Annotated in this window: 19 protein-coding genes; 13 read left to right on the plus strand and 6 right to left on the minus strand. The window is 66.6% G+C overall.

Going from position 1 to position 21890, the window contains the following annotated elements; translation table 11 throughout:
- The first annotated feature begins 73 nt into the window (after positions 1-73).
- Genes A6A40_RS30110 through A6A40_RS30120 form a run of 3 tightly spaced genes read left to right on the plus strand, consistent with a single transcriptional unit; the run spans position 74 to position 3900 of the window.
- A complete protein-coding gene (locus A6A40_RS30110; RefSeq protein ID WP_236784155.1) occupies positions 74-2533 on the plus strand; it encodes a TonB-dependent receptor in 2460 nt (819 codons plus the stop codon).
- A gap of 36 nt (positions 2534-2569) precedes the next feature.
- A complete protein-coding gene (locus A6A40_RS30115; RefSeq protein WP_108549468.1) occupies positions 2570-3718 on the plus strand; it encodes a PepSY-associated TM helix domain-containing protein in 1149 nt (382 codons plus the stop codon).
- On the plus strand, positions 3715-3900 hold the full coding sequence (locus A6A40_RS30120) for a hypothetical protein (RefSeq protein WP_108549469.1): 186 nt from the start codon (positions 3715-3717) through the stop codon (positions 3898-3900). Before A6A40_RS30115 ends, A6A40_RS30120 begins: the two co-directional genes overlap by 4 nt.
- Before the next feature lie 9 nt (positions 3901-3909).
- On the opposite strand, the gene A6A40_RS30125 is transcribed toward A6A40_RS30120, so the two are convergent.
- From A6A40_RS30125 to A6A40_RS30135, 3 genes are all read right to left on the minus strand, one after another.
- Positions 3910-4803, minus strand: a complete 894-nt coding sequence (locus tag A6A40_RS30125; RefSeq protein WP_108549470.1) for a pirin family protein — start codon at positions 4801-4803, stop codon at positions 3910-3912.
- Between the two features lie 41 nt (positions 4804-4844).
- Entirely contained in the window at positions 4845-5171 is a 327-nt protein-coding gene (hmuQ, locus tag A6A40_RS30130; RefSeq protein WP_108549471.1) for a heme-degrading protein HmuQ, read from the minus strand.
- Between the two features lie 213 nt (positions 5172-5384).
- Positions 5385-6494 carry a branched-chain amino acid ABC transporter substrate-binding protein gene (locus A6A40_RS30135; RefSeq protein WP_108549472.1) on the minus strand — a complete coding sequence of 370 codons (1110 nt, stop codon included), beginning with the start codon at positions 6492-6494 and terminating at the stop codon, positions 5385-5387.
- Positions 6495-6736: 242 nt separating this feature from the next.
- On the opposite strand from A6A40_RS30135, the gene A6A40_RS30140 reads away from it, so the two are divergent.
- From A6A40_RS30140 to A6A40_RS30170, 7 genes are all read left to right on the plus strand, one after another.
- Complete coding sequence (locus A6A40_RS30140; protein ID WP_108549473.1) at positions 6737-7549, plus strand: IclR family transcriptional regulator; 813 nt, start codon at positions 6737-6739, stop codon at positions 7547-7549.
- A complete protein-coding gene (locus A6A40_RS30145) occupies positions 7534-8559 on the plus strand; it encodes a 2-dehydro-3-deoxygalactonokinase (RefSeq protein WP_108549474.1) in 1026 nt (341 codons plus the stop codon). Before A6A40_RS30140 ends, A6A40_RS30145 begins: the two co-directional genes overlap by 16 nt.
- Positions 8556-9209, plus strand: coding sequence for a 2-dehydro-3-deoxy-6-phosphogalactonate aldolase (locus A6A40_RS30150; RefSeq protein WP_108549475.1), 654 nt, complete (start codon positions 8556-8558; stop codon positions 9207-9209). Before A6A40_RS30145 ends, A6A40_RS30150 begins: the two co-directional genes overlap by 4 nt.
- A 71-nt stretch (positions 9210-9280) precedes the next feature.
- Positions 9281-10270: a tripartite tricarboxylate transporter substrate binding protein gene (locus tag A6A40_RS30155; RefSeq protein WP_108549476.1), complete on the plus strand. Its 990-nt coding sequence runs from the start codon at positions 9281-9283 to the stop codon at positions 10268-10270.
- Between the two features lie 70 nt (positions 10271-10340).
- On the plus strand, positions 10341-10877 hold the full coding sequence (locus A6A40_RS30160) for a tripartite tricarboxylate transporter TctB family protein (RefSeq protein WP_108549477.1): 537 nt from the start codon (positions 10341-10343) through the stop codon (positions 10875-10877).
- A 51-nt stretch (positions 10878-10928) separates the two neighbouring features.
- Positions 10929-12455: a tripartite tricarboxylate transporter permease gene (locus A6A40_RS30165; protein ID WP_108549478.1), complete on the plus strand. Its 1527-nt coding sequence runs from the start codon at positions 10929-10931 to the stop codon at positions 12453-12455.
- A 33-nt stretch (positions 12456-12488) separates the two neighbouring features.
- Positions 12489-13265, plus strand: coding sequence for an SDR family NAD(P)-dependent oxidoreductase (locus A6A40_RS30170; protein ID WP_108549479.1), 777 nt, complete (start codon positions 12489-12491; stop codon positions 13263-13265).
- A 132-nt stretch (positions 13266-13397) separates the two neighbouring features.
- Here A6A40_RS30170 and acnB read toward each other — a convergent pair whose 3' ends face one another.
- Together acnB and rraA are read right to left on the minus strand one after the other, a co-directional pair.
- The gene (gene acnB, locus A6A40_RS30175; protein WP_108549480.1) at positions 13398-15989 is read right to left on the minus strand and encodes a bifunctional aconitate hydratase 2/2-methylisocitrate dehydratase; all 2592 of its coding nucleotides are present in this window, start codon (positions 15987-15989) and stop codon (positions 13398-13400) included.
- A 202-nt stretch (positions 15990-16191) separates the two neighbouring features.
- On the minus strand, positions 16192-16698 hold the full coding sequence (rraA, locus tag A6A40_RS30180; protein ID WP_108549481.1) for a ribonuclease E activity regulator RraA: 507 nt from the start codon (positions 16696-16698) through the stop codon (positions 16192-16194).
- A gap of 220 nt (positions 16699-16918) precedes the next feature.
- Here rraA and A6A40_RS30185 point away from each other — a divergent pair, with 220 nt between their 5' ends.
- Entirely contained in the window at positions 16919-17293 is a 375-nt protein-coding gene (locus A6A40_RS30185) for a hypothetical protein (protein ID WP_108549482.1), read from the plus strand.
- Positions 17294-17338: 45 nt separating this feature from the next.
- Here the strand turns inward: A6A40_RS30185 and A6A40_RS30190 are convergent, their stop codons facing one another.
- The gene (locus tag A6A40_RS30190) at positions 17339-18217 is read right to left on the minus strand and encodes a MurR/RpiR family transcriptional regulator (protein WP_108549483.1); all 879 of its coding nucleotides are present in this window, start codon (positions 18215-18217) and stop codon (positions 17339-17341) included.
- A 406-nt stretch (positions 18218-18623) separates the two neighbouring features.
- On the opposite strand from A6A40_RS30190, the gene pflB reads away from it, so the two are divergent.
- Together pflB and pflA are read left to right on the plus strand one after the other, a co-directional pair.
- The gene (gene pflB, locus A6A40_RS30195; RefSeq protein ID WP_108549484.1) at positions 18624-20909 is read left to right on the plus strand and encodes a formate C-acetyltransferase; all 2286 of its coding nucleotides are present in this window, start codon (positions 18624-18626) and stop codon (positions 20907-20909) included.
- Between the two features lie 126 nt (positions 20910-21035).
- A complete protein-coding gene (pflA, locus tag A6A40_RS30200; protein WP_236784156.1) occupies positions 21036-21809 on the plus strand; it encodes a pyruvate formate-lyase-activating protein in 774 nt (257 codons plus the stop codon).
- The last annotated feature ends 81 nt before the right edge of the window (positions 21810-21890 follow it).

Below are 21890 nucleotides of genomic sequence, written 5' to 3' on the forward strand. Positions count from 1 at the left end.
GTGCTCTCTCACCGGATGACAGAGGCGAGCAATGGCATTGGCGAAGTTTGGGGAAAAGTTCGGAGTGACGGATGTGGCCATCGGACGCCGGGACGGCGTCAAGAGTGGCCTGCTCGGCCGCGTGTTCCTGGGGCGGCTGCTGGCGACGACGGTGCTGATCGCGCCGGGGCTTCTGCTGTCCAGCGTCCCCGCAGCGACCGCGCAAACGACATCGGCCGGCGCAGTGACCTTTGCCATCGCGCCCCAGTCGGTGGACGGGGCGCTCGCCGCCTTCTCCGCTGCCACGCGCATCCAGGTGCTGACCCCCGGTGCCGTCACCCAGGGCATCACCTCGCCCGGTGTCAGCGGATCGATGACCGCGCGCGAGGGGCTGAACCGCCTGCTGTCGGGCACAGGGCTGGCCGCTCGCTTCCTCAACAGCGAAACCGTGACGGTCGAGCGGGTGAGCGCTGGCGGCGCCGTGCAACTTGATCCGGTGCAGATCGAAGGCAACCGGGCCGCGACCGGGCCCGGCGCCCTGCCCCCGGCCTATGCCGGCGGCCAGGTGGCGCGCGGCGGGCGCATCGGCGCGCTGGGCAACCAGGACGCCATGGATGTGCCGTTCTCCGTCACCGGCTACACCGCCGAGACGATCCGAAACCAGCAGGCCGATACGATTGCGGATGTGCTTGCCAACGACCCGGCGGTGCGCAGCAGCCTCGGCTACGGCAATTTCGCGGAGAGCTTCGTCATCCGCGGCTTCCAGTTGACAGGTGAGGATCTGTCGGTCGACGGCCTCTACGGAACCGCTCCGCGCCAGATCGTCGCCACCAACATGTTCGAACGGGTGGAGGTGCTGAAGGGCGCCAACGCCTTCCTGAACGGGGCGGCCCCCAGTGGATCCGGCATTGGCGGCGGCGTGAATCTGGTGCCCAAGCGGGCGGAGGACGAGCCGCTGACCCGCCTGACCGCCAACTATGCCATGGACAGCCGCTTCGGCCTGTCCGCCGACGTCGGCCGGCGGTTCGGCGATGCCAAGCAGTTCGGCGTGCGCGTGAATGCCGCGGTCCGCGGCGGCGACACCGCCATCGATGACGAGGAGCGGACGCTGAGACTCGGCTCCCTCGCCCTGGATTATCGTGGTGAACGCGCCCGCGTGACGCTCGACGTCGGCACCCAGACCCAGCGGGTGGAGCAGGGCCGCCCAGTTGTCTATTTCGGCAGCTTCGTCCCGGCGGTGCCGTCGGCTTCGCAGAACTATGCGCAGCCCTGGAGCTATTCGCAGATGCGCGACACATTCGGCCAGGTCCGCGCCGAATACGACATTCTGCCCAACCTGACCGTCTATGGCGCCTTCGGCATGCGCAGCATGCGGGAGGATGGCGATTATGCGTCCCCCACCGTCACGCGGGTCGACGGCACCGGCACCGTCAGGCGCCTGACCGTCCCGCGCGAGGATTTCACCAGCACGGGCCAAGCCGGCATCCGGGCCGACCTGCACACCGGTCCGGTCAGGCACCAGTTGAATGCCGGCGCCTCCGCTCTGCGGACGACCAACAACAACGGCTTCGAATTCGGCACGACCACCGCCATCAACCTCTACAATATGGTCGGTTTCCCGCGCCCGGCGACGACCTCGTCCAGCGGCATGGTCGGCGACCTGCCGAAGGTCAGCGAATCGGTTCTGCGCAGCGTCTATGCATCGGACACGCTGTCGATCCTCGAGGACCGGGTGATGGTCACCGTCGGCCTCCGCCAGCAGAACATCCAGGTCCGCGGCTACAACCGTGCCAATGGCGCCCGAACCTCCGATTACGACCAGTCGGCGCTGACGCCGGTGGTCGGTCTGGTGGTGAAGCCGACCAAGGAACTGTCGCTCTACGCCAACCGGATCGAGGGACTGGCGCAGGGGCCGACCGCACCGTCCACGGCCGCCAATTCCGGAGAGATCTTCGAACCCTACCGCTCGGTCCAGTACGAGGTCGGCGGCAAGCTGGATTTCGGCAGCTTCGGCGGCTCGCTGTCGCTGTTCCAGACCACCCAGCCCAGCGGCGTCACCGACGCCTTCACCCGCGTCTACAGCGTGTCCGGCGAACAGCGCAACCGCGGCATCGAGCTGATGCTGTACGGCGAGCCCATGCAGGGCGTCCGCCTGCTGGGCGGCGCCACCGTCATCGATCCGGAACTGACCGATACCGGAAGCGCCGCGACCGAGGGCAAGGATGCCGTCGGCGTGCCGCGCCACCAGTTCAACGCCAACGTCGAATGGGACCTGCCCTTCCTTCCGGCCTCCTTCCCAACCGTGACGCTGACCGGCCGCGTGATCCACACCGGGGCGCAGTATCTCAACACCGCAAACACGCTGAAGATCCCGAGTTGGACCCGCTTCGACATCGGCGCGCGGATGGTCACCGATATCCAGAACCGTCCGGTCACCGTACGGGCGGCGGTGGAGAACGTCACCGACAGGGACTACTGGGCATCAGCTTCGGGCGGCTACCTGAGCCAGGGCAGCCCGTTGACGGCCAAGCTGTCGGTGTCGGTGGATTTCTGACCGGCACAGTCCTGACGGCGCCATGGGGAGTGGCCGATGACCAACCGAACCATCCGGATCTGGACGCTGATCCACAAATGGACCAGCCTGATCTGCACAGTCTTCATGCTGCTGCTGTGCCTGACCGGCCTGCCGCTGATCTTCCACGATGAGATCGAGGCGCTGACGGAGGAGGACACCCTGCCGCAGATGCCGGCCGACACCCCGTTGAAGTCGCTGGACGACGCGGTGGCCGCGGCGCTGGCCACATATCCCGGCGAGCGTCCGCTGTTCCTCAGCTTCGACGTGGACCGGCCGGTGGTGAATGTCACGACCGGTCCGGGCGCGCGCCCGCCGGTGTCGCAGATGCACATCTCCGCCATCGACCTGCGCACCACGCGGATCCTGGCCGACCTGAACGACGACAAGGGCTTCATGCATGTGATGCTGCGCCTGCATGTGGACATGTTCGCGGGATTGCCGGGCGAGCTGTTCCTCGGCTTCATGGGGTTCCTGCTGTTCCTCGCCACCCTGTCGGGAGTGGTGATCTACGCTCCCTTCATGCGGAAGCTGTCGTTCGGCACGGTGCGGGCCGGGCGCAGCCGGCGTCTGAAATGGCTCGACCTGCACAACATGCTGGGCATCGTCACGCTGATGTGGGTGGTGGTGGTCGGGCTGACCGGCGTCATCAACACCCTGTCGGTGCCGCTGGTCGCCTATTGGCGTGCCAACGAGCTGGCGGCGATGATCGCCCCCTATGAGGGCAAACCGGTGCCGGAACGCTTCGCCTCCGTCGACGCAGCAGTGCGCACGGCCATGGAGGCCGCCCCCGGCATGCGCCCCCAGTTCGTCGCCTTCCCCGGCGTACGCTTCTCCAGCAACCACCATTACGCGGTGTGGCTGAAGGGGGCGACACCGGCCACCAGCCGGATCCTGACGCCAGCCCTGATCGATGCCGAGACGGGAGCCTTCACCGACATGCGCTCCATGCCCTGGTACATGCTGGCGCTGCGGCTGTCGCAGCCGCTGCATTTCGGCGATTATGGCGGGCTGCCGATGAAGGTCCTCTGGGCGGTGCTGGACGTGCTGACCATCATCATTCTTGGCAGCGGCCTGTATCTGTGGATCGCCCGCCGCCGCAACACACAGGACCATGGGGTCGTCGGCCCCGGCCTGCGCACCATCGCCGGGGAGGCGGCGGAATGAAGCCGCGCGCTCCCCTCCCCCTGCTGGCGATCTTCGCCGTTCCCGCCGCAATCGCGCTCGTCACCACCGCCGGGCTGGTCACAGCCCTGCTGGACGATGGCGTGGAGGATGCCGTGTCCTGGGTAGCCCTGTCGGTCCCGGTGGTCTCTGCGGTCTGGTGCTGGCGGAAACGCGAACGCTGAGGGAGGTCGTCAGGACATCGGATTGGCCGGCGGCTTCGGCATTTCCGGCAGCGGAATGAATTCACCACTGTCGAGGTCGGGCAGTTTCATCCGGCCGGCGCGCCAGTCGGCCTTGGCCTGCTCGATCCGCTCCTTCGACGAGGACACGAAGTTCCAGTCGATGAAGCGCCGTCCCAGCGCTTCGCCGCCGATGGCCATGACGATGGAGTGCGTGACCGCGGTCAGCACCGCCGGATGGCCGGGGCCGAACACCGCCATCCGGCCGGCCTCGAAGCGCTGCCCCTCGGCCTCGACGGCTCCCGCCACCACATAGGCCGCCCGCTCCCATCCGCCGGCCGGCATCTCCACACTGGCGCCGGGGGCGAGATCCCAATGGATGTAGAACAGAGGCGAGTGGGTCTTCACCCCCGCCCTGGCACCGAACGCCTCGCCCGCCACCAGCCGGCCGCGCACGCCGCCCTCTTCGAAGACCGGCAGGTCGCCGGTGCCGTAGTGACTGAAGGCGGGATCGGTCTCCTCATCCGCTTCGGGCAGGGCGACCCAGGCCTGGATGCCATGCAACCGTCCACCCTCCATCCGGGCGCGCTCGAACCGTTCCGAATGGGTGATGCCGCGCCCGGCGGTCATCCAGTTCACCTCTCCCGGCCTGATCGCCTGTTCCGAGCCCACGCTGTCGCGGTGCATGATCTCGCCCTCGAACAGGTAGGTGACGGTGGACAGGCCGATGTGAGGGTGGGGGCGCACGTCGACGTCCCGCGGCAGGCCCGGCTGGAAATCGACCGGCCCCATATGGTCGAAGAAAACGAAGGGGCCGACCATCCGCCGCTGAACGAAGGGCAGGACCCGCCCAACCTCGAATCCGCCAAGGCTCTTTCGGCGCTGCTCGATGACCTGTTCCAGCATCGGATTCCTCCCGGCGGATGGTGTGGCGGCCCGACCTGCCGTCAAGCGTCCGGATTGCGCGGTACGGTCTGGATGACTTCGAAGCCTTCGAACTCCGGCGGCCCGACATACAGCGGCTTGCGATTGCCGGCATTGCCATGGGCGGCGCGGAAGGCTTCCGACCGGGTCCAACCCTGGAAAGCGGCTTCCGATTCCCAAACGGTGTGGGAAGAGTAGAGCCGGTATTCCTCCCTGTCCGGTCCACGCAGCATATGGAATTCCACGAACCCCGGAACTTTGTGCAGATGGACCTCGCGGTTCAGCCAGACCTCCTCGAACTCCTGCTCCGCCCCGTGGCGGACCTTGAAGCGGTTCATCGCGATGAACATGCGGCATTCCTTCCCGGCGTTGTCGACAAGCCCAACCTTGGCGAGGAAAGAGGTTGGGATAGCGCCCCGGCAATCAACCCGGCAGGGGACCGAAAGCGCCGGAGATTCGTTAAGAAGCCTTAATAGACAAATATTTCAATATGATGAGGTTGCACTTTGTTCCGGTGGATGCCGCTGTGGGAGGCCGACCAACCTCCCGCAGCGGCGCTCCGGTTACTTCTGGGCGACCATCTTGGGCTGGCCGTTGTTCCAGACATACATCACATAGTTCGGCTTGGTGATGTCGCCCTTCTTATCGAACTCGACCGCGCCGACGACGGTGTCATAGCTGCCGGAATGCAGCGCGGTGGACAGCTTCTTCCCGTCGGTGCTGCCGGCCTTCTGCAGGCCCTGGGCAATCACCTGCACCGCAGCGTAGCTGTAGAAGGCAAAGTTGCCCGGCTCCGGCAGACCGGCCGACTTGAAGGAGGCGATCAGTTCCTGCGCCTTGGGATCGCTGGCGGCCGACGGGCTGTCGGTGTAGAGCGTGCCCTCGCCCGCCGGACCGGTGATCGCCCAATATTCCTGGTTGTTCAGGCCGTCGCCGGCGATGAACTGCGGCTTCAGCCCCTGCTCCTGCGCCTGACGGACGATCAGCCCCAGTTCCGGGTGATAGCCGCCGTAATAGACGGCATCGATCTTCTTGTCCTTCAGGGCGGTGATCAGCGCCGAGAAGTCGCGCTCCCCGGCGGTGACGGAACCGCGGTAGGCGACCTTGCCGCCGGCCTTCTCCAGCGTCTCGACCACGACGTCGGCCAGCCCCTTGCCGTAGGCCTGCTTGTCGTCGAGCACCGCGACATTCTTGCCCTTGAAGGTCTCGGCCAGATATTTGCCGGCGACCAGGCCCTGCTGGTCGTCGCGACCGCAGACGCGGAAGATGTTCGGGTGGCCCTTGGCGGTCAGCAGCGGGTTGGTGGCGGTCGGGGTGACCATCACCACGCCTTCCTCCTGGTAGACGTCGGCCGCCGGGATGCTGGCGCCGGAGCACAGATGGCCGACGACAGCCGCGACCTGATCGCGGACGAACTGGTTGGCGACCGCCACCGCCTGCCGCGGATCGCAGGCATCGTCACCCACCTTCAGCACCAGCTTCTGGCCCAGCACGCCGCCCTTGGCGTTGATGTCCGCGATCGCCTGCTTGGCGCCGTACACCGACTGCTCGCCCAGCGCCGCCACCGGACCGGTGGTCGCCGTGCCGAGTCCGATCACGATGTCTGCCTGCGCCGTGCCGAAGCCGGCCAGCAGCGCCGTCGCGCTGACGAAGGAAAGGACGGTGAGACGCATAATATTTCTCCTGGGATGACCATTTTGCGCCGGTCCACGTCCAACGGCCCCGGCGCATTCCCATTTCTGACCCAAGCGACAGGATTTTGAAAGCGCGATCATGGGTGTCGCAGCGCTCTCATCCCCCCCGCGACCGTTCGTCGCCATCCAGATATGTCTCACTATATGGCATCATACAAAATTATTTGACACACTTTGGGGCATGCGCGAGCATGCGAAAAACAACGGTAGCCAAACAAATCATGGGCGGAATCATCCAAGCGACCGAGCAGGAGTCCGAGGGCGGCAAGCCGCAAGGCACCGGAACCCAAACCCTGCTGCGCGGACTGGCATTGCTGGAATGCGTGGCTGCCGGCATCGGCGACGTGAAGGGAATCGCAGCGCGTCTGGGCACCCCGCGCAGCACCACCCACCGCATGCTCGTCAGCCTCGTGGGGGAAGGGTATCTCCATCACATCCCCTACAAGGGCTATCTGCTGGGCCCGAAGCTGATCCAGCTGGGGATGAAGGCGCTGGAGCAGCGTCCCCTGGTCGCCGTCGCCCGCCCGCATATCGAGGCGCTGGCACAGGCCACCGGCGACACCGTCCATCTTGGCGTCGAGGACAACGGCGAGGTCTTCTATCTCGACAAGATTCCCGGCACCCGGGGGCTGGAGATGCGGTCCCGCACGGGACAGCGCATGCCCATTGCCTCCACCGGACTGGGCAAGGCGCTGATGCTGGCCATGCCGCGCGCGCGCTGGGCCGAATTGCACGCGTTGCTCAGTTCCCCCGGCGCGCCCGCCGACCGGCCGCGTCCCGCAGACTGGCCGCAGTTCGAAAAGCAACTGAACCGCTATGTCGCCCAGGGATGGGCCAAGGATTTGGAAGAGAACGAACTCGGCATCCGTTGCGTCTCCGCACCGGTACGCGATGGCCGGAATCTGGTGGTGGCGGCGATCAGCGTCGCCAGCGCCGTCCCTTACATGCCAGACGACCGCATGGACACTCTGGGACCGCTGGTCCGTGCCACGGCGGACGCGATATCCAAGGATCTGGGATGGATCGCACCATGACCTCCTCCGCCGACACCACCACCGAACCGGCACTGATCGCGCTGGACTGGGGGACGTCGAGCCTGCGCGGCTTCCTGATGGACGGCGGCGCGCGCGTGCTTGCCGAACGGGCGACCGCCCACGGCATCCAGAACCTGCCGCAACCCGGCCCCGCCGGATTCGACGCCGCATTGGCCGCCCTCTGCGGAGACTGGCTGGATGCGCATCCCGGCTTGCCGGTGGTGGCCGGCGGCATGGTCGGCAGTGCCCAGGGATGGGTCGAGGCCCCCTATGTCGCCACTCCCGCCGATGCGACGACCCTGGCCGACCGGGCGGCGCGGGTCGAGACGGCATCCGGCCGCCCCATCCTGATCGCCCCCGGTGTTCTGCACGACCCGGCCGGTGCGCCCCCCGACGTGATGCGTGGGGAGGAGATCCAGATTGCCGGCGCGCTGGCCGAGAATGCCGACTGGGCGCGGAACGCCTGCATCGCCATGCCCGGCACCCATTCCAAATGGGTCCGCGTCAGCGACGGGCGCATCGCCGCCTTCTCCTCCTACATGACGGGGGAGCTGTTCGCGGTCCTGAAGACCCATTCGCTGCTCGGCCGCCTGATGCCCGCCGACCGCGAGGCGTCGCCGGAGGATGAGGCCGCTGCCTTCGCCGTCGGTATCCGTGCCGCGCAGTCCGCCGGTCCCGGCGACCTGCCGCACCAGCTGTTCGCCACCCGCACGCTGGGCCTGACCGGGCGCATGCCGGCGGAGGCGCTGGCCCATTACCTGTCGGGCCTGCTGATCGGGCACGAGCTGCGCTCCGGCCTTGCGCTGCTGGCGGAAATGCCGGCGGGCACGCCGCTGCTGCTGATCGGCGCCCCGGCTCTGTGCAGCCGTTATGGCCGCGGGCTCGCGGCCTTCGGCGTCACCCCCTCGGCACAACTGGGCAATACCGCCCCGCGCGGCCTGTTCCAATTCGCCACCGCGGCCGGACTGCTTCCGATTGGAACCGCCGCCAACACGATGAGCGCGCCATGATCGAGCTTTCGCTATCCGCCCGCTTCGATGCGGCTTTCTCCGCCCTGCCCCTGGTGGCGATCCTGCGCGGCCTGACCCCGCCGGAGGCGGAGCCGGCGGCGGCGGCACTCTACCAGGCGGGATTCCGGCTGATCGAGGTGCCGCTGAACTCGCCCGATCCGTTCGACAGCATCGCCGCCATCCGCAGCAGCCTGCCGTCCGACGCATTGGTCGGGGCCGGCACGGTGCTGACGCTGGATGCCGTGGACCGGCTGTCCGCCATCGGTGCCGATCTGGTGGTGATGCCGCATGCCGACACCGCGATCATCCGTGCCGCCAAATCGCGCTCGATGGCCTGCACCCCTGGCGTCGCCACCGCAACGGAAGCCTTCGCGGCACTCGCCGCCGGAGCCGACGCGCTGAAGCTGTTCCCCGCCGAACAAATCCCCCCGGCCGTGGTGAAGGCTCTGCGCGCCGTCATTCCGCACAGCGTGCGTCTGCTGCCGGTCGGCGGCATCACGCCCGATACCATGCAGCCCTTCCGCGCCGCCGGCGCTTCCGGCTTCGGCCTCGGTTCGGCGCTCTACAGCCCTGGCATGCCGGTGGCCGATATCGCAGTCCGTGCGAAGCGCTTCGCCCAGGCCTGGGCGGAAGGATCGTCCAGCCGCTGATCGCCATCCCTTTTTCTGATCGTCGCCTTTCAACGACCGGCGCACAAGCCGGCACACCCAGAGGGAATGCCATGAAGATCTCCACTCGCCTGACCCGTACCGTTCTGACGGCCGGCCTGTCCGCCGGCATGCTGTTCACCGGAGCCGCGACCCTCTCCGGCGCCGCCCTGGCCGCCGACTATCCGGCGAAGCCCGTCGAGCTGATCGTCCCCTATGCCGCCGGCGGCGGCACCGACCTCGTCGCCCGCGCCTTCGCCGATGCGGCCAAGAAGCAGCTGCCGCAGTCGATGGGCGTGGTGAACAAGACCGGCGGCGGCGGCGCGGTCGGCCTGACCGAGATCATGGCCGCCCGTCCCGACGGCTACAAGATCGGCATGGGCACGGTGGAGATCACCCTGCTGCCGCATATGGGCGTCGCCCGCTTCACGGTGGAGGATTTCACCCCGATCGCCCGCCTGAATGCGGAGCCGAGCGCCATCACCGTCAAGGCCGACGCGCCTTGGAAGACGGTGGAGGAGTTCCTGGAGCATGCCAAGGCCAACCCCGGCAAGGTGCGCATCGGCAATTCGGGCACCGGCGCCATCTGGCATCTCGCGGCCGAGGCGCTGGAGGAGAAGACCGGCACGACCTTCAACCATGTGCCGTTCGACGGCGCCAACCCGGCCGTGACCTCGCTGTTGGGCGGTCATATCGAAGCGGTGTCGGTCAGCCCGGCCGAGGTGTCGAGCCAGCTCGCCGCCGGCCAGCTGCGCATGCTCGCCGTGATGGCCGAGCAGCGCAGCAAGACCTTCCCGGATGTGCCGACGCTGAAGGAAAAGGGCATCGACCTGTCCGTCGCCACCTGGCGCGGCATCGTGGTGCCGAAGAAGACGCCGGCCGCGGTGGTCGACACCCTGCGCACCGCCAGCAAGGCCGCGGCGGAGGATCAGGCCTTCCGCGATCAACTGGCCAAGATGAACTTGACCTGGGCCTATGCCGACGGTCCCGAGTTCGGTCAGGCCATGCAGAAGGACAATGCCTTCTTCAAGGATCTGATGACCAAGCTGGGCATGGCGAAGTAACGCCGGGCCGACTCCGCGCCCTGGCGGTTCACCGCCGGGGTGCGCCTTCATCGGTTGAGGAGACCGGACCATGAGCAACCCGCCCGCCGGGAGCGAACGCCCCGGCTCCAGCGACGATACCGGCAACGCCATGCCGTTGACGACGAAGATCGCCAATCTCGTGATCTCCGTCGTGCTGATCGCCATCGCGGCTTCGGCCATCGCAGCGACCGGCGATTTCCCCAGAAGCATGCTGGCGACCGACGTCGGCGCCGCCCGCTTCCCGATCATCCATGCGGGCGCGCTGATCCTGCTGTGCCTGATCCTGATCGCCAACACCCTGCGTACGCCCACCGCCCCGACTGCCACCGCAAAGGCACAGATCGGGATCGCCGGCTATGCCGGGGTCGCCCTGGGCATGCTGGCGACCGCCGGCTGCATCGTCGCAATGGAGTATGTCGGCTACGGCGTGGCCACCGCCGTCTACATGGCCGTGATCATGGCGCTGATGGGGCAGCGCAGCCCGATCTGGAACCCCGTGCTGGCGGTCGGCGTGACGGCGCTGGTCTATGGCGTCTTCCACTATGCGCTTCAGGTGCCGTTGCCGGTGGGGAGCTTGTTCGAATGACCAGCCCCACCCTTTTCATGGCCGCACCGTATGTCATGGAGGACCGCCGCCATGTATGAATTTGATCTTCTGATGAATGGATTCGCCACGCTGGCGGCGAATCCGCTCGCTATTTTCCTGTCGCTGGTCGGCGTCACGCTCGGAATCATCATCGGCGCTCTGCCCGGCCTGACGGCCACCATGGGTGTCGCCATCCTGCTGCCCTTCACCTTCGGCATGGATCCGGTATCCGGTCTGCTGATGATCTCCGGCGTCTTCTTCGGCGGCGTCTATGGTGGCTCGGTGACGGCGATCCTGCTGCGCATTCCCGGCACCCCGGCCGCCGCCGCCACGGCGATGGATGGGTTCGAACTGACGAAGAAGGGCATGGCCGGCGTGGCGCTGGGCACCGCCACCCTGTCATCCTTCCTCGGCGGCACGGCAAGCATCGTCGTCCTGATCTTCATGGCTCCGCTCCTGGCCGGTTTTGCGTTGAAGTTCAGTGCGTCCGAGAGTTTCGCGCTCGCCGTCTTCGGCCTGAGCATCATCGCCAGCATTTCCGGCCGTTCGGTGATCAAGGGGTTGATCGCCGGCTTCCTGGGACTGCTGATCGCCACGGTGGGCATGGACCCGATGGACGGATTCCCCCGCTTCACCGGCGGCTATACCGAGCTGTTCAACGTCCCCTTCATTCCGGTGATGATCGGCCTGTTCGCCGCCGCCGAAGCCTTCAAGTCGCTGGAGGATCCGAAGGTCCGCCTTGGCATGGCCGCGGCGCTGGGCCGCATCATTCCTGAATGGGCGACCTACCGTCGCCTTTTGGGAACAGTTGCGCGCTCCACCGGCCTCGGTGTCGTGATCGGCATCATCCCCGGTGCCGGCGCCGACATCGCCGCCTATGTCGCCTACAACGAGGCCAAGCGGTTCAGCAAGACGCCGGAGAATTACGGCAAGGGCGAGTTGGCCGGTGTCGCCGCCTGCGAGGCCGGCGCCAACGGCTGCACCGGCGGCGCGCTTCTGACCATGCTGACGCTGGGCATTCCCGGCGACGCCGTCACCGCTGTGATGCTGGGCGCGCTGACGCTGCAGGGGCTGCAGCCGGGACCGCTGCTGTTCAAGGAACATGCGGAACTGGTGTTCACCCTGTTCGCCGGCATGCTGTTCTGCTACGTCGCCATGCTGGTGATCGGGCTGGGGCTGCTGCGCGTCATGGGACGCGTCCTGCAGATGCCGAAGTCGGTGCTGACTCCGGTGATCCTGGTCCTGTGCATCGTCGGCACCTATGCCATCAACAACAGCCTGTTCGACATCGGCATCATGCTGGCCGCCGGCGTCGCCGGCTACTTCATGCAGAAGTGGGACTTCCCGGCTTCGCCGGTGGTGCTGGCGCTGATCATGGGCCCGATGGCGGAGGCCAACTTCCGTCGCGCCCTATCGCTGTCGGGCGGAAGCTATGACTTCCTCTACACCCGGCCGATCACCGTCGTGCTGCTGACCATCGCCATCCTGACCCTGTTCCTGCCGCTGGTGAAGCGTTGGCGCAGCCATCGGCAGGAAACCCGCCGGACCGATGCCTCCAGCCGGCTGAATCAAGCCTGACAAACAAAGCCTGATAACGAGGAATAGACAGCCATGTTCGACGATCTGAAGGGCCGCCGCGTCCTCATCACCGGTTCGACCCAGGGGATCGGTCTTGCCGCGGCGCAGGCCTTCGCCCGCCACGGCGCCAAGGTCGGCATCAACGGCCGCAAGGCGCCGGCCGATCTCGACGCGACGCTCAAGACGATGGAGTCCGCGGGCGGCGAGGCGGCCTTCTTCGCCGGGGATCTGTGCAGCAGCGCCGCCTGCAAGGCCGTGGTGGACGCCTTCGTCGAGCGGTTCGGCGGCATCGACGTGCTGATCAACAACGCCGGCGGACTGGTCGGCCGCAAGCCGCTGGAGGAGATCGACGACGAGTTCTTCGACGCGGTGACCGACCTGAACGCCCGGTCCGCCCTGATGACCACCAAGCATGCCCTGCCCCACCTGCGCCGGTCGGCCCAGGACAGCGGGCAGACGGCGTCGGTGATCCTGGTCGGGTCGGTCGCCGGCTATACAGGCGGCGGGCCGGGCGCCGGGCTGTATGGCGCCGCCAAGGCGTGGCTGCACAACATCCAGAAGAACTGGGTCGCCTTCCACACCAAGGAGGGCATCCGCTTCAACACGGTGTCGCCGGGCACATTCGACACCGCCTTCCATGCCGACAAGGACGAGGCAGCCAAGGCCCGCGTGTCGACCGGCATCCCGATGGGCCGCTTCGGCAAGCCGGAGGAATGCGCCCCGACCTTCCTGTTCTTCGCCTCCCATGGCTGCTCGGGCTACATCACCGGGCAGGTTCTGGACGTGAACGGCGGCCAGTTCATGCCGTAAGGACCGTAGTGGCAGGGGCGGTGGATCGCCGCGCGTCCTGCATGCCGTAATTCCCCCTTTTCAACGACCACAAAAAACCCCCGCCGGATCGCTCCGGCGGGGGTTTTCGTTACCGACCGCTGCGCCCGGCCATCAGGCCGGGACGGCGACCTTGTCCGCGACTTCCTGGAAAGCCGGGATTTGGTCGAAGTTCATGTAGCGGTAGACGTCGGCGGCAGCCTTGTTCACCACGCCGACCTGGGCCAGATACTCCTCGTTGGTCGGGATCTTGCCCAGCAGCGCCGCGACGGCGGCCAGTTCGGCCGACGACAGATAGACGCGGGTATCGATGCCCAGACGGTTCGGGAAGTTGCGGGTCGAGGTCGAGATGGCGGTCGAGCCCTTGCGGATCTGCGCCTGGTTGCCCATGCACAAGCTGCAGCCCGGCATCTCCATGCGGGCGCCGGCCTTGCCGAGGGTGGCGTAATAGCCTTCCTCGGTCAGCATCATCGCGTCCATCTTCGTCGGCGGGGCGATCCACAGGCGGGTCGGGATGTCCGACTTGCCGTTCAGGATCTTACCGGCGGCACGGAAGTGGCCGATGTTGGTCATGCAGGAGCCGATGAACACCTCGTCGATCTTGTCGCCGGCAACCTCGGACAGCGTCTTCACGTCGTCCGGATCGTTCGGGCAGGCCAGGATCGGCTCCTTGATGTCGGCCAGATCGATCTCGATCACCGCCGCATACTCGGCATCGGCGTCGGGCTTCAGCAGCTGCGGATCGGCGATCCACGCCTCCATCGCCTTGATGCGGCGCTCCAGGGTGCGCGCGTCGGCATACCCGTTGGCGATCATCCACTTCATCAGCGTGATGTTGGAGGTCATGTACTCGATGATCGGCTCCTTGTTCAGGAGCACGGTGCAGCCCGCCGCGGAACGCTCGGCCGAAGCGTCGGTCAGCTCGAACGCCTGCTCGACCTTCAGTTCCGGCAGACCTTCGATCTCCAGGATGCGGCCGGAGAAGATGTTCTTCTTGCCCTTCTTTTCGACCGTCAGCAGGCCGGCCTTGATCGCGTAGAGCGGAATGGCGTTGACGAGGTCACGCAGGGTGACGCCCGGCTGCATTTCGCCCTTGAAGCGGACCAGCACCGATTCCGGCATGTCCAGCGGCATGACGCCGGTGGCGGCGGCGAAGGCCACCAGACCTGAGCCGGCCGGGAAGCTGATGCCGATCGGGAAGCGGGTGTGGCTGTCGCCGCCGGTGCCGACGGTGTCCGGCAGCAGCAGGCGGTTCAGCCAGGAGTGGATGACGCCGTCGCCCGGACGCAGCGCCACGCCGCCGCGGGTGGAGATGAAGTCCGGCAGCTCATGGTGCATCTTCACATCCACCAGCTTCGGATAAGCAGCGGTGTGGCAGAAGGACTGCATCACGAGATCGGCCGAGAAGCCCAGGCAGGCCAGATCCTTCAGCTCGTCGCGGGTCATCGGGCCGGTGGTGTCCTGCGACCCCACCGTGGTCATCTTCGGCTCGCAATAGGTGCCGGGACGGACGCCCTTGCCTTCCGGCAGACCGCAGGCGCGGCCGACCATCTTCTGGGCCAGCGTGAAGCCCTTGCCGGTGTCGGCCGGGGATGCCGACTGGCGGAACAGGGTCGACGGAGCCAGCCCCAGCGCCTCGCGGGCACGGGCGGTCAGGCCGCGGCCGATGATCAGCGGGATGCGGCCGCCGGCACGCACCTCGTCGAAGATCACCTCGGACTTGACCGTGAACTCGGCGATGACCTCGCCGTTCTTCAGGGCCTTGCCCTCATAGGGGCGCAGCTCGATGACGTCGCCCATCTCCATCTTGTTGACGTCCAACTCGATGGGCAGGGCGCCGGCGTCTTCCATCGTGTTGTAGAAGATCGGGGCGATCTTGGTGCCGAGGCAGACGCCGCCGAAGCGCTTGTTCGGGACGAACGGAATGTCCTCGCCGGTGAACCACAGCACCGAGTTGGTGGCGGACTTGCGCGAGGAGCCGGTGCCGACCACGTCGCCGACATAGGCGATCAGGTTGCCCTTCTTCTTCAGCTCTTCCAGCTGCTTGGTCGGGCCGCGCTGGCCCGGCTCGTCGGCCTCGATGCCCGGACGCGGGTTCTTCAGCATCGCGAGCGCGTGCAGCGGGATGTCCGGACGGCTCCAGGCATCGGGGGCCGGCGACAGGTCGTCGGTGTTGGTCTCGCCCGACACCTTGAAGACCGTCAGGGTCATCGACGCCGGGACTTCCGGACGCGAGGTGAACCACTCGGCATCGGCCCAGGACTGCAGCACCGCCTTGGCGTTGGCGTTGCCCTTGTCGGCCAGTTCCTTGATGTCGTGGAAGAAGTCGAAGACCAGCAGGGTCTTCTTCAGGCCTTCCGCCGCGGCGGCGCCGCACTCCGCATCGGCCAGCAGGTCGATCAGCGGCTGGACGTTGAAGCCGCCGAGCATGGTGCCCAGCAGTTCGGTGGCCTTCACCTTGGAGATCAGCGGCGAGCTGTCGTTGCCCTTGGCGACGGCGGCCAGGAAGCCTGCCTTGACGCGGGCGGCATCGTCGACGCCGGCCGGAACGCGGTTGGTGATGAGGTCGAGGAGGAACGCTTCCTCGCCCGCCGGCGGGGCCTTCAGCAGGTCGATCAGCTCGGACGTCTGCTTGGCGGTCAGCGGCAGGGCCGGGATTCCGAGGGCGGCGCGTTCGGCCGCGTGCTGGCGGTAGGCTTCGAGCACGGCAGGGTTCCTCATAAATGAAAGGCCGGCCCTTGGATGGGAACCGTGAGACGGCCCGCTTGAACTCAGGTCGGGTTTATATGCCCGCTTAAGTGAAAGTGCAAGGGGGCGCCCTGCTTACGTGAAGCGGACAGGATGAAATGGCCTCTGTTTTTGCACTGGTATTACCGGTGCTTGGTATGACCACTTCGGCCATTCCGCTTTAATTCAGCTCGGCGGCCTGCTCCGGCGTCAGGACGACGATGCCGTCCTCGTCGGCGAACAGGATGTCGCGCGGCTGGATATGGGCGCCCGGCAGTTCCACGGCCACATCGACCAGCCCCTGGTCGCGGCGGGTCGAGGCGCGCGGCATGGATGCCAGCGCCTTGATGCCCAGCGGCAGGGTGGCCAGTTCAGCCACGTCGCGGACGCAGCCCCAGATCACCACGCCGGCCCACCCGCTTTTGACCGCCGAGGCGGCGATCATGTCACCCATCAGGGCACAGCGCAGGCTGCCGGCACCGTCCACCACCAGGACCCGGCCGGCACCGGGGGTCGCCAGCAGCTCCTTGACGCGGGAATTGTCCTCCAGGCACTTGACTGTAACGACCTCGCCGCTGAAGCGGGTGACGGCGCCGAAGTCGCGGAAGCCCGGCAGGATATAGCGGGCCGCGTCCTTGAAGCGGTCGAACAGGTCGCAGGTGGGGACGAAAGTCTGGCCGGTGGACATGGCTTGCGGCTCCGCAGCGTCGACGTTGCAGGGATTTCTCCCACACCTCTTGCGCCAAAGGCGAGCGGGAGGCAAGGCCCGCAATCGGCCGCTGCGGCAGGCGGCGATCATGCCGCAGGAGGCTTGCCGAACCTGCAATCGCCGAAGCGGGGATGCACCCCCATATTCGACAGGTTGCGCCATTTTCAGACAAGTGCAGAGAGAAGGAACGGTGCCCAGCATGAAAACACCGAATTTCCCGGCAGCCGCGGCTGCCGGCGCACTGCCCCTGTTGCTTGCCGCCTGCGCGTCCATCGCTCCGCCACCGGTCGCCACACCGGACCCCGCCGTGCTGGCCGCACTGGACCGCAACGTCTCCAACAGTTGCAATCCGTCGGTGGCATCGGTCCTGACGGGCGCCCGGCTGCCGGCATCGGACATCCGCGGCGTCAACTATGGCATCTACCGTGACGAGTTCCGCGACGCCATCGTCCGCTGGGACGCCTGGGTGTACCTGAACAGCCAGCCGGGCGCGGTGGTGGTTGCGGTCGACGAGGATTGCCGGCCGATCCAAATCTATGCCCGCGAGGGGGCGAAGCTGCCGGGCGGGCCGTGATCCTGGGATCGGGCCGCCCCGATCCGCCGGAACCTCTGACCTGTCTTAACTGTTCCCGGCAGCCTTCCGCTCCGACACATGGGCGTCGACGGCGCGGTCATGCCGCTTGAGACGCTCCTGCAACGTGTCGCCCATGCGCAGGGCCACGGCGATGGACAGGATATCGCCCAGCACCAGATGGGCGATGCGGACGGTCATGGGAGAGTGGATGTCGAAATCGTCGGCGATGTCGGCGACAAGGCTTGCCGTCGCCATCTCCGCCAGCGGCGTTCCGGAGCGGGTAAGGGCGATCACGTCGGCGCCGGCCTTGCGGGCATTCTGGACGGCATCCAGGATGTCGCGGGTCCGGCCGGTGCTTGATACCGCGACCACTGCATCGCCTTTCGTCAGGGTCAGGGCAGACGCGAAGTAGATGTGGGAATCGGTGTAGGCAACGGTGGGAATGCCCAGCCGGAAGAATTTGCGCTGGATGTCCTCCGCCACCGTGCCGGAATTGCCGGAGCCGTAGAACTCGATCCGGCGCGAGGCCGCCAGCACGTCGGCGGCACGGTCCACCGCGTCGGCCGGCAGGTTGTTGCGCACCTGCATCAGGGTGGCGATGGTGCGGTCGAACAGTTTGCCGGCCAGCACCGCCCCTGGAACTCCCCCATCCGCATTCAGTTCCCCATCCACCGACAGGTCCTGGTGCAGGAAAGGCATGCCGCCGGCGATGTCCTGCGCCAGCTTGATCTTGAATTCGCGGAAACCGCGGCAGCCCAGCGCAGAACAGAAGCGCGCCACCGTCGGTTCGCTGACCCCCACCCGCTCCGCCAGTTCGGCCATCGACAGGTTGATCACATCGCCCGGATGGGCCATGGCATAGTCGGCCAGCTTGCGTTCGGAAGGCCGGATTTGGTCGCGGACCGCGGCGATTCTCGCCAGCATCGGGGGTGTCTCCCTTCTGATTGTGCGCCAGCCTATCACATGTAGCAAAGCTACATATACAGCGCTGCGAACGACCGAATCCATCGCGCGCCAGTCAGGCAGTTTCCAAGGATTTCCAAGCCGCTGCGCCTAACCCTGCGACAAAATGCCGAGGCTGCGCGCCTTGCCGGGAAGCCCGTCCGGGAGTATGTAGTAAAACTACAGGACGGAACGCAACGGTATCGGCATCCAGCGCAAGAGGGACGGATCGCCGCGACGGTGTCCCGGCCCGAAGTTATGACGTGTATCAACGATACCGGCGCCAGAAGCGCCTATGGTTTCAATCGCTCCGCTTGTTCGCGGGCATCACACGACCGCCGACACGGCCCCCTGACCGCGCCGACGTCTATAGCTCTAAGGAGACATCATGGACACCCTGCTGATGGACGGACTTGCCCAGGCCCCGGAGCAGCAGTCCGCCGCCGACCCCTGGCGCGGTTTCGCCCCGGGCGTCTGGCGCCGATCGGTCGACGTCCGCGATTTCATCCAGCGCAACCTGCAGCCCTATGAAGGGGACGCGGGCTTCGTCGCCGGTCCCACCGCCCGCACCGCCGCGCTGTTCGCCAAGGTCACCGACCTGCTGAAGCAGGAACGCGCCGCGAAGGGCGGCGTTCTGGATGCAGACACCGAGATCTTCGCCTCGATCACCTCGCACGCCGCCGGCTATATCGACCGCGAGCTGGAAGTGATCGTCGGCCTGCAGACGGACAAGCCGCTGAAGCGCGCCATCATGCCGTTCGGCGGCTGGCGCATGGTCAAGACCGGCCTGGAAGCATACGGCTACACCCCGTCGCCGAAGCTGGAGGAGGTGTTCCCGGTCCTGCGCAAGACGCACAATGACGGCGTGTTCGACGTTTATACGCCCGAGATGCTGCGTTGCCGCAAGTCCGGCGTCATCACCGGCCTGCCCGACGCCTACGGTCGCGGTCGCATCATCGGCGACTATCGCCGGCTGGCGCTCTACGGCGCCGATTTCCTGATCAAGGACAAGAAGGCCCAACTGGCCTCGCTGGAAGTCAGCCGCATCGACGAGGACGTCCTGCGCCTGCGCGAGGAGATCTCCGAGCAGATCCGCGCGCTGAAGGAGCTGGTCCAGATGGCCGCCTCCTACGGCTTCGACGTCAAGCGCCCCGCCGCCACCGCCCGCGAGGCGGTGCAATGGACCTATCTGGCCTATCTGGCGGCGGTCAAGGAAGCCAACGGCGCGGCGATGTCGCTGGGCCGTGTGTCCAGCTTCCTCGACATCTACATCGACCGCGACCTGCGCGACGGCGTCATCACCGAGGCCGAGGCCCAGGAGATGATCGACCACTTCGTCATGAAGCTGCGCCTGGTCCGCTTCCTGCGCACGCCGGAATACGACCAGCTGTTCTCGGGCGACCCGACCTGGGTGACCGAATGCCTGGGCGGCATGGGGCTGGATGGCCGGACGCTGGTCAGCAAGACCAACTTCCGCATGTTGCAGACCCTGCACAACCTGGGCCCGGCGCCGGAACCGAACCTGACGGTGCTGTGGTCGGAGAAGCTGCCGGACGGCTTCAAGCGCTTCTGCGCCGACACCTCGATCAAGACCTGCTCGGTCCAGTACGAGAACGACGACCTGATGCGCGGCTATTGGGGCGACGATTACGGCATCGCCTGCTGCGTCTCGGCCATGCGCATCGGCAAGCAGATGCAGTTCTTCGGCGCCCGCGCCAACCTGGCAAAGACGCTGATGTACGCCATCAACGGCGGCAAGGACGAGGTGTCCGGCGAACAGGTCGGCCCGGCCTTCGCGCCCATCACCGGCGACGTGCTGGACTATGACGAGGTCATGGCCCGCTTCGAGCCGATGATGGAGTGGCTGGCCAAGGTCTACATGAACGCGCTGAACGCCATCCACTACATGCATGACAAGTACATGTATGAACGGATGGAGATGGCCCTGCACGACCGCGACATCCTGCGCACGATGGCCTGCGGCATCGCCGGCCTCAGCGTGGTGGCGGACAGCCTGTCGGCGATCAAGCATGCCAAGGTGAAGGTCATCCGCGACGAGAACGGCCTCGCCACCGATTTCGAGATCGAGGGCGACTACCCGGCCTTCGGCAACAATGACGCCCGCGTCGACGACATCGCCATCTGGGCGGTGGAGCGCTTCATGACGGCGCTGCGCAAGCAGAAGCCCTACCGCAACGCCATGCCGACCCAGTCGGTGCTGACGATCACCTCCAATGTGGTCTACGGCAAGAAGACCGGCAACACGCCGGACGGCCGCAAGGCCGGCCAGCCCTTCGCGCCGGGTGCGAACCCGATGCACGGACGGGACAAGAAGGGCGCGGTCGCGTCGATGGCCAGCGTCGCCAAGCTGCCCTACGCCCATGCGCAGGATGGCATCAGCTACACCTTCACCATCGTCCCCGGCGCCTTGGGCCGGACGGAAGGCGAGCGTGTGGACAATCTGGTCGGCATGCTGGACGGCTATGCCGCCCAGGGCGGCCACCACATCAACGTCAACGTCTTCGACCGCGAGACGCTGCTGCACGCCATGGACCATCCGGAGCTGTATCCGCAGCTGACCATCCGGGTGTCCGGCTATGCGGTGAACTTCATCAAGCTGACGCGCGAGCAGCAGCTCGACGTCATCAGCCGCACGTTCCACGACAAGCACTGAAGACCGTCCGGACAGTTCGTCCAACGGCCTGGAACTCCAATCCGTCATCCCCGCCTTGCCGGCGGGGGTGGCGAATTCGGAATGCGGTCCCATGTGGACGACAGATATTCAGACGGACATTCCGCAATGACGAACGCCTACCCCCCTCCCCGCCCCCCCAACGGCCTGGGGCCGGTTTCCGGCTGGATCCATTCGGTCGAAACCGGCGGCACCGTGGACGGGCCGGGCATCCGCTATGTCCTGTTCATGTCGGGTTGCCCGCTGCGCTGCCTCTACTGCCACAATCCCGACACCCAGCACATGCATGACGGGACGCGGACGACCTCGACCGAGGTGCTGGCCGACATCGCGCTCTATGCCGAGTTCCTGAAGCGCGCCCATGGCGGGTTGACCCTGAGCGGCGGCGAGCCGCTGGTTCAGCCCGAATTCACCGCCGCCATCCTGCGCGGGGCGAAGGCGCTGGGCCTGCACACCGCGCTCGACACCTCCGGTTTCCTCGGCAACCATGCCGACGATCATCTGCTGGAGGACGTCGACCTCGTCCTTCTCGACATCAAGGCCTTTTCTGAAAAGACCTATCGCCACCTGACGGGCGTCCCGCTACGCCCAACGCTGGAATTCGCCGAACGGCTGGCGGGGCTGAACAAGCGCATCTGGCTGCGCTATGTGCTGGTCCCCAACCTGACCGACGACGCCGCCGAGATCGACGGGCTGGCGGAGTTCGTCGCCGGCCTCGGCGTCGTCGACCGCGTCGATGTGCTGCCCTTCCACAAGATGGGCGAACACAAATGGAAGTCGCTCGGCCGCAAATACATGCTGACCGACACCGAACCGCCGTCTCGTGACCTGGTGGAGCGGGTGCGCGGGCAGTTCCAGGCCAAAGGGCTGCGGGCCGACTGAGCCCCGCCGCCAACAAACCCCTCTGACAACAGGCCCTCCGACAAACGTCATCGACCCGTCACCAAGGCGACACGATGCCGT

Origin of the sequence: Azospirillum humicireducens (genome assembly GCF_001639105.2) — a bacterium.
Classification (GTDB): domain Bacteria; phylum Pseudomonadota; class Alphaproteobacteria; order Azospirillales; family Azospirillaceae; genus Azospirillum; species Azospirillum humicireducens.